Origin of the sequence: Actinosynnema sp. CS-041913 (assembly GCF_050942485.1) — a bacterium.
GTDB lineage: Bacteria > Actinomycetota > Actinomycetes > Mycobacteriales > Pseudonocardiaceae > Actinosynnema.
Map to the genome: position 1 here is coordinate 1816623 of NZ_CP192037.1, position 14232 is coordinate 1830854.

The 14232-nt window shown below is 69.8% G+C and carries 13 protein-coding genes; 7 read left to right on the forward strand and 6 right to left on the reverse strand.

Features of this window, described 5'->3' with window-relative positions; all coding sequences use genetic code 11:
• The first annotated feature begins 6 nt into the window (after positions 1-6).
• From ACQPZF_RS08975 to ACQPZF_RS08985, 3 genes are all read left to right on the forward strand, one after another.
• Positions 7-201, forward strand: coding sequence for a DUF3046 domain-containing protein (locus ACQPZF_RS08975; RefSeq protein ID WP_433270159.1), 195 nt, complete (start codon positions 7-9; stop codon positions 199-201).
• 170 nt (positions 202-371) lie between these two features.
• Positions 372-1412 carry a recombinase RecA gene (gene recA, locus ACQPZF_RS08980; RefSeq protein WP_433270161.1) on the forward strand — a complete coding sequence of 347 codons (1041 nt, stop codon included), beginning with the start codon at positions 372-374 and terminating at the stop codon, positions 1410-1412.
• Positions 1413-2017: 605 nt separating this feature from the next.
• Entirely contained in the window at positions 2018-2518 is a 501-nt protein-coding gene (locus ACQPZF_RS08985) for a regulatory protein RecX (protein WP_433274490.1), read from the forward strand.
• A 111-nt stretch (positions 2519-2629) separates the two neighbouring features.
• Here the strand turns inward: ACQPZF_RS08985 and ACQPZF_RS08990 are convergent, their stop codons facing one another.
• From ACQPZF_RS08990 to edd, 3 genes are all read right to left on the reverse strand, one after another.
• Positions 2630-3316 (reverse strand): YqeB family protein, encoded by a 687-nt coding sequence (locus ACQPZF_RS08990; protein WP_433270163.1) that lies wholly within the window; start codon positions 3314-3316, stop codon positions 2630-2632.
• Positions 3317-3467: 151 nt separating this feature from the next.
• Complete coding sequence (eda, locus tag ACQPZF_RS08995; RefSeq protein WP_433270165.1) at positions 3468-4088, reverse strand: bifunctional 4-hydroxy-2-oxoglutarate aldolase/2-dehydro-3-deoxy-phosphogluconate aldolase; 621 nt, start codon at positions 4086-4088, stop codon at positions 3468-3470.
• Positions 4085-5950: a phosphogluconate dehydratase gene (gene edd, locus ACQPZF_RS09000; RefSeq protein WP_433270167.1), complete on the reverse strand. Its 1866-nt coding sequence runs from the start codon at positions 5948-5950 to the stop codon at positions 4085-4087. Before edd ends, eda begins: the two co-directional genes overlap by 4 nt.
• A 222-nt stretch (positions 5951-6172) precedes the next feature.
• Between edd and ACQPZF_RS09005 the strand changes: the two genes are divergently transcribed.
• The 4 genes from ACQPZF_RS09005 (at position 6173) to ACQPZF_RS09020 (ending at position 10042) form a co-directional block, all read left to right on the forward strand.
• Positions 6173-6463, forward strand: a complete 291-nt coding sequence (locus tag ACQPZF_RS09005; protein WP_433270169.1) for a hypothetical protein — start codon at positions 6173-6175, stop codon at positions 6461-6463.
• A 166-nt stretch (positions 6464-6629) separates the two neighbouring features.
• The gene (locus ACQPZF_RS09010; RefSeq protein WP_433270171.1) at positions 6630-7391 is read left to right on the forward strand and encodes a hypothetical protein; all 762 of its coding nucleotides are present in this window, start codon (positions 6630-6632) and stop codon (positions 7389-7391) included.
• Between the two features lie 10 nt (positions 7392-7401).
• Positions 7402-9291, forward strand: coding sequence for a fumarate reductase/succinate dehydrogenase flavoprotein subunit (locus ACQPZF_RS09015; RefSeq protein WP_433270173.1), 1890 nt, complete (start codon positions 7402-7404; stop codon positions 9289-9291).
• A gap of 1 nt (position 9292) precedes the next feature.
• Positions 9293-10042 carry a succinate dehydrogenase/fumarate reductase iron-sulfur subunit gene (locus ACQPZF_RS09020; protein ID WP_433270175.1) on the forward strand — a complete coding sequence of 250 codons (750 nt, stop codon included), beginning with the start codon at positions 9293-9295 and terminating at the stop codon, positions 10040-10042.
• A 237-nt stretch (positions 10043-10279) separates the two neighbouring features.
• Here ACQPZF_RS09020 and ACQPZF_RS09025 read toward each other — a convergent pair whose 3' ends face one another.
• The 3 genes from ACQPZF_RS09025 to ACQPZF_RS09035 form a co-directional block, all read right to left on the reverse strand.
• A complete protein-coding gene (locus ACQPZF_RS09025) occupies positions 10280-10714 on the reverse strand; it encodes a type II toxin-antitoxin system VapC family toxin (RefSeq protein ID WP_433270177.1) in 435 nt (144 codons plus the stop codon).
• Complete coding sequence (locus ACQPZF_RS09030) at positions 10696-11109, reverse strand: hypothetical protein (RefSeq protein ID WP_433270179.1); 414 nt, start codon at positions 11107-11109, stop codon at positions 10696-10698. The genes ACQPZF_RS09025 and ACQPZF_RS09030 overlap by 19 nt, the downstream gene beginning before the upstream one ends.
• Before the next feature lie 155 nt (positions 11110-11264).
• The gene (locus tag ACQPZF_RS09035; RefSeq protein WP_433270181.1) at positions 11265-14099 is read right to left on the reverse strand and encodes a vitamin B12-dependent ribonucleotide reductase; all 2835 of its coding nucleotides are present in this window, start codon (positions 14097-14099) and stop codon (positions 11265-11267) included.
• Between the last annotated feature and the right edge of the window lie 133 nt (positions 14100-14232).

The window sequence follows — 14232 nt, forward strand, 5'->3', positions numbered from 1 at the left end:
GGCGCGATGCGCAATACGGTGTTCCGCAAGCTGATGGCGAACGAGTTCGGGCAGGTCAGGGCGGAGATGGTGGCCAGGGACCACGTGATGTCCGCCCTCGGCGGGCGCACCGCGGACCAGGCTCTGGAGGACGGCGTGCCGCCCAAGGAGGTGTGGCTCGCCGTGTGCGACGCGTTCGAAGTGCCGGAGCACCGGCGGTGACCCGGTGTGTCGACCCGGCGGTCGAACACCTGTTCGGCTATAGTCCCCGACACGACCGGGTGACCGAACCCCGCTGGTGACCCGGCCACCGCCGAGAAATGTCGTACCCCGCCCGTAACGTCGGCCCCGACATCGCTCAGCGACCCAAGACAAACCGAGGTGGACTCCAGATGGCACAGGCACCCGACCGGGACAAGGCCCTCGAACTGGCCCTGGCCCAGATCGACAAGCAGTTCGGCAAGGGCTCGGTCATGCGGCTCGGCGAGGAAGGCCGCGCCCCGATCGAGGTGATCCCCACCGGCGCGATCGCGCTCGACGTCGCGCTCGGCATCGGCGGCCTGCCGCGTGGCCGTGTGGTGGAGATCTACGGCCCGGAGTCGTCCGGTAAGACGACGGTGGCGCTGCACGCCGTGGCCAACGCCCAGCGCAACGGCGGCATCGCGGCGTTCATCGACGCCGAGCACGCGCTGGACCCGGATTACGCGAAGAAGCTCGGCGTCGACACCGACGCGCTGCTGGTGTCCCAGCCGGACACCGGCGAGCAGGCGCTGGAGATCGCGGACATGCTGGTCCGCTCCGGCGCGCTGGACATCCTGGTGATCGACTCGGTGGCCGCGCTGGTGCCCCGGGCCGAGATCGAGGGCGAGATGGGCGACAACCACGTCGGTCTCCAGGCGCGGCTGATGAGCCAGGCGCTGCGGAAGATCACGGGTGCGCTGAGCACGTCCAACACCACCGCGATCTTCATCAACCAGCTACGCGAGAAGATCGGCGTGATGTTCGGCTCGCCGGAGACCACGACCGGTGGCAAGGCGCTGAAGTTCTACGCGTCGGTGCGGCTGGACGTGCGGCGCATCGAGACGCTGAAGGACGGCGGCGAGCCGGTCGGCAACCGGACCCGCGTCAAGGTCGTGAAGAACAAGGTGGCCCCGCCGTTCAAGCAGGCCGAGTTCGACATCCTCTACGGCCACGGCATCAGCCGTGAGGGCTCGCTCATCGACATGGGCGTGGACCAGGCCATCCTGCGCAAGTCGGGCGCCTGGTACACCTACGAGGGCGACCAACTGGGCCAGGGCAAGGAGAACGCGCGCAAGTTCCTGCGCGAGAACCCGGACGTGGCCAACGAGATCGAGAAGCGGATCAAGGACAAGCTCGGCATCGGGGCGACCCTCGACGCCGACGACTCCGCACCCGCGCCGGTCGACTTCTAGCGGTGGCGGGGCAAGGCGGCCGTGGTCGCGGGACACCCCGCGACCCTTCGGCCGACCCGTTCGCGAGCCCTGCCGAGGGCCAGGGCGGGGCCGTCCAGGCAGAGCCGGGCCTGGGCGGGGCTGTCCAGGCAGAGCCGGGCGTGGCCGGGGCCGTTCCGACAGAGCCGGGCCGGGGTGGGCCTACTTCGGCGGAGACGGATCCGTTCGAGGCGTGGGGTGGGCGCAGGAGCGCTTCGGGCGAAGCTGTCCGGGTCGCGCCCGCCGGTGGCCGTGCCGAGGCTTCGGCGGACGACGACCCGTTCGAGACCCTTGGCCGCCGCCGGAGTGAGTCGGGCGAAGCGGTGCCGGTGGCGGATGCCCGTGGCGATGCCCCGGTGGCGGCGGATCCGTTCGAGGTTGCCGAGCGTCGGGGGCAGTCCGGTGCGGAAGGTGGTTCGCGTCGGGCCAAGGGCAGCGGTCGGCGTCGGGCTGGTTCGCGGAGCGCCGGACGTGCCGGGGACACCGACCCGCACACCGGTGCCAACCCGCACACCGGCACCGGCCCGCACACCGGCACCGGCCCGCACACCGACGTCGACGCGGAGGCCGCCAAGCCCGTCGACCCGATGCAGGAGCAGCGCAAGGCGACCGACATCTGCTACGCGCTGCTCACCGCTCGTGCCCGGACCCGCGTCGAACTCAAGAGCGCCCTGCTGCGCAAGGGCATCCGCGAGGAGACCGCCGAACTGGTCCTCGGCAAGTTCGACCGCGCGGGCCTGATCGACGATGCCGCGTTCGCCGAGGTCTGGGTCCGTTCCCGGCACACCTACCAGGGGCTGGGGCGGCGGGCGTTGGCGGTGGAGCTTCGGCGCAAGGGTGTCGCCGACGACGTCGCCGCCGAGGCCGTGGCCGCCGTGGACGACGAGGCGGAGCAGGAACGGGCGCGGGAGTTGGTGCGCAAGAAGCTCCGTGCGATGTCCGGGTTGGACGATCAGGCGAAGATCCGTCGGCTCGTCGGTGCTTTGGCGCGCAAGGGTTACGCCGAGGGCATGGCCTACCGGGTGGTGCGTGAGGAGTTGCGCAACGCGGAGATCGAGTCCCCGTTGGACGACTACCTGCCCGACTAGCGCCTGCCCGACTAGCGCCTGCCCGACTAGCGCCTGCCCGACTAGCGCCTGCCCGATTAGCGACTGCCCGACCGATGCCTGCCTGGCCAGGCAGTTCGACCGGTGCGGGGGCTACTCCTGCTTGCTGACCCGCCAGAACTGGCGTTTGCGGTCCTCTCGCACCACCACGCCCAGCCGCGCCAGTTCGACGCGGAGCTGCTTCACGTCCTCGGTGTCGTCCTTCTTCAACGCCTTGGCCCGCGCCCGCAGCAGCGCGTTCGCGCCGGGTGGCAGGCCGGGCATGTCCTCCACCCAACGCCGGTACTCGTCGCGGTACGGGTCGCCGGGCAGCCAGGGGTACCCGTGGCGTTGGAAGGCGTCGGCGAGGTCGGTGTCGTGCAGGTCCGAGTTCTCCCGCGCCAGCTCCTCGGTGTCCAAGCCGAGCACCACGAGCTTCTTGCCGTCCAGGAACACCCCGGAGACCTGCGTCCGGTCCAGCGCGTACTCGGCGCCGCCCCGGCTGAACACCAGCGCCTCGTCGGCCACCTCGACCGACAGGCGTTCCTGCTCCGCGATGAACGCGATCACCAGTCCCGCGAGCACGCCCAAGCCGAGTGCGCCGAGCGTCGCCTGCGGCTCCGGGATGGAGGCGATCAGCCGGAACGGGCCGCGCAGCGGCGCCCACGGCAGTGACACCACCCAGTCCGCGATGGCCTGCACACCCCACAGCAACGCCGCGCCCAGCACCGGGAAACCCGCCCACACCAAGCCGACCTGCCAGCCCGGCTCGGCCACCACCGTGGTTCGTCGCGCGTTCATCCCCAACACCCTCCCCAAGTGCGGCAGCCAACCTACCGCACCCGGGGAGCCGTCCCGCCGGCCCGGAACCGTCTGGAGGGGACCGCGTGCCGGACCGGAACGGGCTGCGCAGCGCCGAGATCGACTCCGACGCCCTGCGGCTTGACCGGTCCTACAGCGCCGCAGCGGCCTTGGCCAGGGCCTCGATCCGGTCGAAATCACCGGTCGCCAGCGCGTCCTTCGGCGTCAGCCACGACCCGCCCACGCAGCCCACGTTCGGCAGCGCGAGGTAGCGCGGCGCGGTCTCGACCGAGATGCCGCCGGTCGGGCAGAAGCGCAGGCCGGGCAGGGGCGCGCCGATCGACTTCAGGTAGTCGACGCCGCCCGCCGCCTCGGCCGGAAAGAACTTCAGCGCCGTCAGGCCGCGTTCGGCGAGCCGCATCGCCTCGGACACGGTCGCCGCGCCCGGCAGGAACGGCAGGCCGGTGTCCTCCACCGCGTCCAGCACCCGGTCCGTCGAACCGGGCGTGACCAGGAACGACGCCCCGGCCTTGGCGGCCTGCTCGGCGTGTTCGGGCGCGGTCACGGTGCCCGCGCCCAGCACGATGTCGGGGACCTCGGCGGCGATCCGCTCGATCGCGGGCAGCGCGGCGGGCGTGCGCAGGGTCAGCTCGATGACGCGGATGCCCCCGCGCAGCAGCGCCCGCGCCAGCGGCACGGCCCGGTCGGCGTCGTCCAGCACGACGACCGGGATGACGGGGGACAGCTCCAGCAGATCCGCGCTGGTGGTCACCGAGTTACCTCCTGGTTCGCGCGGCCCGCGAAGTGCGAGGCCGCGATGGGGCCGAACACGCTCGCGCCGCGGTCGGCGGGTCCGACCGACCGGCGCAGCGCGGCGAACAGCTCGCGTCCCGTGCCGGTCCACGCCTGCGCGTCCGGTGGGAAGTCCACCAGGTCGCGTCCGGAGAGTTCGGCCGGGTCCACGAGAGCCTCCAGCGTGCCGGTCTCGGCGTCGACGCGCAGCACGTCGCCGTCGCGCACGCGGGCCAGCGGACCGCCCACGGCGGCCTCCGGGGTGAGCTGGATGGCGGCCGGGATCTTGCCCGACGCGCCGGACATCCGGCCGTCGGTGACCAGCGCGACCTGGAAGCCCCGGTCCATCAGCACGCCCAGCGCGGGGATCAGCTTGTGCAGCTCGGGCATCCCGTTGGCCTGCGGCCCCTGCTGCCGCACCACGACCACGACGTCCCGCTCCAGCTCGCCCGCCTTGAACGCGGCGCTGAACGCCTCCTGCGAGGTGAACACCCGCGCGGGGGCCTCCACGACCCGGTGCTCGGGCTTGACCGCCGACACCTTGATCACCGCGCGGCCGAGGTTGCCGGCCAGCATGCGCAGCCCGCCGTCGGCGGCGAACGGCTCCGACGCGGGCCGCAGCACGTCCCGGTCCAGCGAACGGCCGGGGCCGTCGCGCCAGGTCAGCACGCCGTCGACGAGCGCGGGCTCCTGCCGGTAGCGGTCCAGCCCGGCACCCGCGACGGTGCGCACGTCGGCGTGCAGCAGCCCCGCGTCGAGCAGCGTCCCGACCAGGAACTGCACGCCGCCGGCGGCCTGGAAGTGGTTGATGTCCGCGCCGCCGTTGGGGTAGACGCGGGCCAGCAGCGGCACCACCGCCGACAGGTCGGCGAAGTCGTCCCAGCCCAGCTCGATGCCGGCGGCGGACGCGACGGCCACCAGGTGCATGGTGTGGTTGGTCGAGCCACCGGTCGCCAGCAGCGCGATCACGCCGTTGACCACGGACTTCTCGTCCACCACCTGCCCGATCGGGGTGTACTCGCCGCCTCGGCTGATCACCACGGCCCGCCGTGCGGCCTCCTCGGTCAGCGCGCGGCGCAGCGCGGTGCCCGGCGGGACGAAGCTCGCGCCCGGCAGGTGCAGGCCCATCACCTCCACGACGAGCTGGTTGGAGTTCGCCGTGCCGTAGAAAGTGCAGGTCCCAGGGCTGTGGTAGGAAGCGGCCTCGGCCTCCAGCAGGTTCTCCCGGGACGCCTTGCCCTCGGCGAACAACTGCCGCACGCGGGCCTTCTCCGAGTTCGGCAGGCCCGAGTGCATCGGGCCGGCGGGCACCAGGATCGCGGGCAGGTGTCCGAACGACAGCGCGCCGATCAGCAGGCCCGGCACGATCTTGTCGCACACGCCGAGCAGCAGCGCCGAGTCGAACATGTCGTGCGACAGCGCGATGCCGGTGGCCATCGCGATCACGTCCCGGCTGAACAGGGACAGCTCCATGCCGGCACGGCCCTGCGTGATGCCGTCGCACATCGCGGGCACGCCGCCGGCGAACTGGGCGACGCCACCTGCCGCGCGGGCCGCGTCCTTGATCCACGCCGGGTACTCGTCCATCGGCTGGTGGGCGGACAGCATGTCGTTGTAGGCGGACACGATCGCCACGTTCGGGCGGCGGAGCGCGCGCAGCGCCTCCTTGTCGCCGCCGGTGATGCCGGCGAACCCGTGGGCGAGGTTGCTGCACGCCAGGTCCCGGCGGACCGGGCCCTCGGCGTGCGCTTCGGCGAGTCGTTCGAGGTAGGCGGACCGGCCGGCGGCGCTGCGGGCGGCGATACGAGCCGTCACTCCGGCGACGACGGGATGCACGCTCATGGTTCGCTGTCTCCGGTGGTGATCACGGGCCGTGGTGGGCCCGGTGGGACGACAGCGCTGGCGTCGCACGTACGGACGTGACAGCACCCACACTATGTCACGACGCCTGATCGCCACAAAAACGATTCAGTGACTGAGACGCGACGCGGTGCCTTGTGGTGCTTGTCACAAGCGCGTCGACCAGGCAGAGTCGGCACACGGACCCCCAAGGGAGGTGCTGCCATGACGTCCTCGGAGATCGTGGAGCTGCGTCGAGCGCTGGGTCAGCTACGCCACTGCGTCGGCTCGCTGCGCTCGCGCTACGGCGATGTCGCCGCGGTGCAGCGGCTGGCCAACGACGTCGAGCGGATGGACATCGACGCGACCGAGCTGATCGATTTGGACAGCACACCCCGGCAGCGTGAGGCGCCCAGAGTGGAGCGCGAGGTCGTCGTCGTGCCGGACACGCCGTACGACCCCAAGCTCTGGCACGACGCCGACGACGAAGGTCTCGGCGGCTACCGCCACACCTGAACGACCGCAGGCCGGCCCCCGCGTCACCACGCGGGGGCCGGCTCGGTTTTTCCCGGTCAGTTTCCCCCGTCCGTCCCCACGACCGTCCCGAATCCCCACGACTGTCCTGTTCGTCCCTGCCACTGGCGCGAACTCCCGCCACAACGAAGTGGAACCGAGGTGAGGTATGAGGGCGCAGATCGCCCAGCGCACGTTGCGCACGGACCGGTGGTGGCTGCCGCCGCTGGTCACGTTCGCCGGCCTGTTGCTGATCTCGATCTACGCGGCGGTGCGCACCTTCATGGGTGATTACTACTGGGTGGACGAGTACCGCTACCTGACGCCCATGTACTCACCCTGCCTGAGCGAGGAATGCCTCCCGGCGGCGGCGCACTTCGGCCGCCCGCTGCCGGAGCTGCCGGGGTTCCTGACCCCGCCGGTGGTCATCATCCCGTTCCTGCTGGGCTTCCGGGTGACCTGCTACTACTACCGCAAGGCGTACTACCGGGCGGCGTGGATGTCCCCGCCCGCGTGCGCGGTCGCCGAGCCGCACGCCAAGTACACCGGCGAGACCCGCTTCCCGCTGATCGCGCAGAACCTGCACCGCTACTTCTTCTACGCGGCCTCGCTCCTGCTGCTGATCAACATCTACGACGCGGTCTACGCGTTCAGCACCGGTGTCGGGCTGGGCAACCTGGTGCTGCTGGTGAACGTGGGCCTGCTGGGCGCGTACACGCTGTCCTGCCACTCGTGCCGGCACATCGCGGGCGGGCGGCTGAAGCACTTCTCCAAGCATCCGGTGCGGTACTGGATGTGGACGCGGATCTCCAAGCTGAACGCCCGCCACATGCAGCTTGCCTGGGCGTCGCTGATTTTCGTCTGCGTCACCGACTTCTACGTCGCGCTGGTCGCCTCCGGGACGATCTCCGACCTTCGAATCATCAACTGAGGAGCTGGTTTTGCCCGAGGTGGAACGGCATTCGTTCGACGTGCTCGTGATCGGCGCGGGAGGCGCCGGGCTGCGCGCGGCGATCGAGGCCAGGGAGCACGGGATGCGCACGGCGGTGCTGTGCAAGTCGTTGTTCGGCAAGGCCCACACGGTGATGGCCGAAGGCGGCATCGCCGCGGCGATGGGGAACGCCAACGCGGGGGACAACTGGCAGGTGCACTTCCGCGACACGATGCGCGGCGGGAAGTTCCTGAACAACTGGCGGATGGCCGAGCTGCACGCCCGCGAGGCCCCGGACCGGGTGTGGGAGCTGGAGACCTACGGCGCGCTGTTCGACCGGACCAAGGACGGGCGGATCAGCCAGCGCAACTTCGGCGGCCACGAGTACCCGCGCCTGGCGCACGTCGGCGACCGCACCGGCCTGGAGCTGATCCGGACGTTGCAGCAGAAAGTCGTTTCGCTGCAACAGGAGGACTTCGCGGCGACCGGCGACTACGAGTCGCGGCTGAAGGTGTTCCAGGAGTTCACCGTCACGGACCTGGTGCAGGACTCGGCCGGGGACGGGGAGCACGGCAGGGTCGCCGGCGCGTTCGGCTACTGGCGCGAGTCCGGCCGCTTCGTGCTGTTCGAGGCCCCGGCGGTGGTGCTGGCGACCGGCGGCATCGGCAAGTCGTTCAAGGTGACGTCGAACTCCTGGGAGTACACCGGCGACGGGCACGCGCTCGCGCTGCGGGCCGGCGCGTCGCTGATCAACATGGAGTTCATCCAGTTCCACCCGACCGGCATGGTGTGGCCGCCGTCGGTGAAGGGGATCCTGGTCACCGAGTCGGTCCGCGGCGACGGCGGGGTGCTGCGCAACTCGGACGGCAAGCGGTTCATGTTCGACTACATCCCCGAGGTGTTCAAGGACAAGTACGCCGACAACGAGGCCGAAGCCGACCGCTGGTACGCGGACCCGGACAACAACCGCCGCCCGCCCGAACTGCTGCCGCGCGACGAGGTGGCGCGGGCGATCAACTCGGAGGTCAAGGCGGGGCGGGGTTCCGAGCACGGCGGCGTGTTCCTGGACGTGTCGACCCGTCTGCCGGCGGAGGAGATCAAGCGCCGGCTGCCGTCGATGCACCACCAGTTCAAGGAACTGGCGGACGTCGACATCACCGCGCAGCCCATGGAAGTCGGGCCGACGTGCCACTACGTGATGGGCGGCGTGCAGGTCGACCCGGACACCGGGGTGTCGTCGGTGCCGGGCCTGTTCGCGGCGGGCGAGGTGTCCGGCGGCATGCACGGCTCGAACCGCCTGGGCGGCAACTCGCTGTCCGACCTGCTGGTCTTCGGCCGGCGTGCGGGTGAGGGCGCGGCGACGTACGTGTCGGGGCTCTCGGACCGCCCGGTCTGCTCCGACGAGACGATCGCGGAGGCCGAACGTGTTGCCCTGGCGCCGTTCTCGACCGACGGCGGCGAGAACCCCTACACGCTGCACATGGAGTTGCAGCAGGCGATGAACGACCTGGTGGGCATCATCCGCCGGGCCGACGAGATGGACCAGGCGCTGAAGCGGCTGGACGACCTGAAGCGCCGTGCGCTGTCGTTGACCGTGGAAGGCCACCGCCAGTTCAACCCCGGCTGGCACCTGGCGCTGGACCTGCGGAACATGTTGCTGGTCAGCGAGTGCGTGGCACGGGCGGCGCTGCTGCGCACCGAGTCGCGCGGCGGCCACACCCGGGACGACTACCCGGGGATGGCAGCCGAGTGGCGCCGGAAGCTGTTGGTCTGCAAGGCGACTCCGGACGGCGTGACGGTCGCCGAGGAGCCGCAGATCCCGATCCGGGCGGACCTGCTGGAGCTGTTCGAGTTCACCGAACTCCAGAAGTACCTGACCGCCGACGAGCTGGAGGGCTGACATGGGGTACCAGGGGCACTTCAGGGTGTGGCGTGGTGATGCGGACGGAGGCGGTCTGGAGGACTTCACCGTAGAGGTCAACGAGGGCGAGGTGGTGCTCGACATCATCCACCGCCTCCAGGCGACCCAGGCGGCGGACCTGGCCGTGCGGTGGAACTGCAAGGCGGGCAAGTGCGGCTCGTGCTCGGCCGAGATCAACGGCAAGCCGAGGCTGCTGTGCATGACCCGGATGTCGGTGTTCGCCGAGGACGAGGTCGTGACCGTGACGCCGATGCGCACGTTCCCGGTGATCCGGGACTTGGTGACGGACGTGTCGTACAACTACGTGAAGGCACGGGAAGTCCCGGCGTTCAGCCCGCCGAAGGGCGTCGCGCCGGGCGACTACCGGATGTCCCAGGTGGACGTCGAGCGCTCGCAGGAATTCCGCAAGTGCATCGAGTGCTTCCTCTGCCAGAACACCTGCCACGTGATCCGCGACCACGAGGAGAACAAGGCGGCGTTCTCCGGTCCCCGGTTCCTGATGCGGGTGGCCGAGCTGGAGATGCACCCCCTGGACACGGCCGACCGGGTGGACGAAGCGCGGTCCGAGCACGGGCTCGGGCTGTGCAACATCACCAAGTGCTGCACGGACGTGTGCCCGGAGCACATCCAGATCACCGACAACGCCCTGATCCCGATGAAGGAACGGGTGGCCGACCGCCGCTACGACCCGATCGTCTGGCTGGGCAACAAGCTGTTCCGGCGGTCCTGAACCAAGAAGAATGGCCACGTCGAGCACGAACCCGCGTTGCGTCCCCCTGAGGTGGCGCAACGCGGGTCCGTGGTTCCAGGGACCGTGATCGTCGCGCCGACCGACAGCACCACCAGACCTCGCGGGCCGGCCGGCACACGACCGCAGGCGTCCGGACGAACCCCACCCGCACCGCGGCCCACCATTTTCGTATCGTGCGCTATCCCTGCGCGCCTCGGCATGAACCGGCAGCGCACCTCACACGTGGATCACGACAACTCGTTGGTCCTTGGGGCTATCAGGCTCCTCGACAAGCTGACTCAGGTCATCGGGATCGCTGGTGAGCAGCACGACCGGTCGAGCCATGATCAGCGCCGTAGCGGCTACCACGGAATCGATGGCGCATCGATGACCGGACAGCCCTGTTGCGCCAAGCAACTCGCCGGCGGCCCGCCCAAGCTCGGGAGAGACGGGCAGGGTCACGATCCGGGACAGCACGCGGTGCACGGATGCATCGCGAGACCCGCCCCGGAGAACCTCGGCCAATGTGATTGCACTGACAACAACTCGCGCCCCACGAACCCGTGCGGTTTCCAGGTGGGCGCGGACGCGCGCATCGCCCGCCGCCAGCTTGGACAGCCCCTCACTGTCCAAGACAAGAGTCCCACCCGCCGCTACTCGACGTCCGGCCATGCCGCCCTGGCCTCCGCCAAGTACTGCTCCGGAATCGGGCCGTGGTCGGCATCGAGCAGTTCGGACAGTTCAACCAGAAGGTCCAGTTCCAACTGCCGGGCAACGGCCTCGGTCACATAGTGGCTGAACTCGCCCTTCCCGACCCGTTGCTGGACGGCTGCCGTCAATCCTTCAGGCAGCGAGACGCTGACCTTCCGGGCTCGTCCCAGTGATCGGGGATTGCTCGCGGCTGCCGCAGCGGCAATCTTCGATTCCAGAAGCGCTTCCAGCCCAGATGTCACCTTGCCCACATCATGGTGTGAAATCAGCCGTCGCGCCAAGTCCAGCCCCGACGGCAGGTGCGACGGGAGCGGACCTGGCGCGTCGCTTGTCGGCTCGTGCGGAAGCGCGGTCATACGTTGATGCTACCAGCGGTAGCAACCTGGGGATGGTTGATCATCCGAGTCCGCATTCAAGGCAGCCTCGGAGTTGTGTCGTGATCGGACAGGGTGCCGGCCAGTCGCCGACACCCCGTCCGATCAGGCACTTCGTCCTGCAGTCGCGCTCGCGATCAGCTACAGCCCGACGTCGAGCCGCAGCCCTCGCACAGGTAGCAGGAGCCGGCGGGGCGCATCTTCGTGCCGCAGGTCATGCACAGCGGCGCGTCGGCGGTCGTGCCCAGGTGGAGTTCGAGCAGTTCCGTGGAGCTGCCGACCCGGACGTCCTGGGGCGCGGACTTCTTCTGCTCGACCTCCGGCGTGGCCTTGGTCGGCGTCGCGTCGACCGACGTGCGCAGGCCTTCGAGGTCCACGTCGCCGTTGCCGTAGTCCTGCGCGACCTGGGCCGTGCGCTCGTCGGCGGTGAAGATGCCGAGTTGCGCGCGCTTCTCGAACGGCAGGTAGTCCAGCGCCAGCCGGCGGAACAGGTAGTCCAGGACGCTGGTCGCGATGCGGACGTCCGGGTCGTCGGTCATGCCGGCCGGCTCGAAGCGGAGGTTCTGGAACTTCGAGACGTAGAACTCCAGCGGGATGCCGTACTGGAGGCCCACCGAGATCGACATGGAGAACGCGTCCATCACGCCCGCCAGGGTCGAGCCCTGCTTGCCCAGCTTGACGAAGATCTCGCCCAGGCCGTCGTCGGGGTACGAGCCGGCGTGCAGGTAGCCCTCCGCGCCGCCGACCGTGAAGGACACCGTCTGGGACGGGCGCTTCTTCGGCAGGCGCTTGCGCACCGGGCGGTACTCGACCACCGTCTCGGTCTTGGTCTCGCCCGACGGCTTCGCCGACTTGCCGGCGGACAGCGGCTGGCCGACCTTGCAGTTGTCGCGGTAGATCGCGAGCGCCTTCAGGCCCAGCTTCCAGCCCTGGTAGTAGATCCCCTCGACGTCCTCGACGGTCGCCGTCTCCGGCATGTTGACCGTCTTGGAGATCGCGCCCGAGATGAACGGCTGCACCGCCGCCATCATCCGGACGTGGCCCATCGGCGCGATGGAGCGGTCGCCCATGGCGCAGTCGAACACCTCGTAGTGCTCCTGGCGCAGGCCGGGGGCGTCGACCACGTGGCCGTGCTCGGAGATGTACTCGACGATGGCCTCGATCTGCTCGTCCTGGTAGCCGAGCACCTTGAGCGCGCGCGGGACCGTCTGGTTGACGATCTGCATCGAGCCGCCGCCGACCAGCTTCTTGAACTTCACCAGCGCCAGGTCCGGCTCGATGCCGGTGGTGTCGCAGTCCATCATCAGGCCGATGGTGCCGGTGGGCGCGAGCACGGACGCCTGCGCGTTGCGCCAGCCGTTGCGCGCGCCGACCTGCATGCCCTCCTGCCACGCGCGGGTCGCGACCTTCTGCACCGCCGCGTCGTTCGCGTGGTACGTGCGGATCAGGTCGTTCGCCGCCGCGTGCTTGCGGATGACGCGCTGGTGCGCCTCGGCGTTGCGGGCGTAGCCCTCGTACGGCCCGACGATGCCCGCCAGCTCGGCGGAACGCTTGTACGCCACCGCCTGCATCAGCGAGGTGATGGACGCGGCCAGCGCCCGGCCGCCCTCCGAGTCGTACGCGTGGCCGGTCGCCATCAGCAGCGCGCCGAGGTTGGCGTAGCCGATGCCGAGCTGCCGGAACTTGCGGGTGGTCTCCGCGATCGGCTCGGTCGGGAAGTCCGCGAAGCTGATCGAGATCTCCATCGCGGTGATGACCAGCTCGACCGACTTCGCGAACAGCTCGGCGTTGAACAGGCCGTCGTCCTGGAGGAACTTCATCAGGTTCAGCGACGCCAGGTTGCAGCTCGAGTTGTCCAGGTGCATGTACTCCGAGCACGGGTTCGAGGCGGTGATCCGGCCCGACTCCGGCGTGGTGTGCCAGTCGTTGATGGTGCCGTCGTACTGGATGCCGGGGTCGGCGCACTCCCACGCGGCCTGCGCGAGCTTGCGGAACAGGCTCTTCGCGTCGACGGTCTCGATGACCTCGCCGGTCTGGCGGGCGCGCAGGCCGAACTGGCCGCCGTTCTCGTAGGCGTGCATGAACTCGTCCGACACGCGGATCGAGTTGTTCGCGTTCTGGTACTGCACGGACACGATGTCCTTGCCGCCCAGGTCCATGTCGAACCCGGCGTCGCGCAGCGCGCGGACCTTGTCCTCCTCGCGCGCCTTGGTCTGGATGAACTCCTCGACGTCCGGGTGGTCCACGTCCAGCACGACCATCTTCGCCGCGCGGCGCGTCGCGCCACCGGACTTGATGGTGCCCGCCGACGCGTCCGCGCCGCGCATGAACGAGACCGGGCCGCTCGCGGTGCCGCCGGAGGAGAGCAGTTCCTTCGAGGACCGGATCCGGGACAGGTTCAGGCCCGCGCCCGAGCCGCCCTTGAAGATCAGGCCTTCCTCGCGGTACCAGTTGAGGATCGACTCCATGGTGTCGTCCACCGCGAGGATGAAGCAGGCGCTCACCTGCTGCGGGGAGCTGGTGCCGACGTTGAACCACACCGGGGAGTTGAAGCTGAACACCTGGTGCAGCAGCATCCAGGTCAGCTCGTGCTCGAAGACCTGCGCGTCCTGGTCGGTGGAGAAGTAGCCGTGCTTCACACCGGCCTCGGTGTAGGTCTTCACCACGCGGTCGATCAACTGGCGCAGGCTGTGCTCCCGCTGCGGGGTGCCGACCGCGCCGCGGAAGTACTTGCTGGTCACGATGTTCGTCGCGTTGACCGACCAGAAGTCGGGGAACTCGACGCCGCGCTGCTCGAAGTTGATCGAGCCGTCGCGCCAGTTCGTCATGACGACGTCGCGGCGCTCCCAGGTCACCTCGTCGTACGGGTGCACGCCCTCGGTGGTGTACACCCGGTTCACGGTGAGGCGCTTTTCCCCCGCACCGTTGCGGGTGGCCGTCTTCTTGCTGGAGCCACCAACGGTCTCCGTCATTCCCCGTTCCTCTTTCCGCGCGTTGTCGAAATTCCGGTGTGCGACCGACGTCCGGGCTCCCGTCCGAGGCGGTCGCGGCAAGTTCGTGTGCCGGGCGATTCGTGCCGCCGGCTGTGGTGTCGCGTCGGTGACG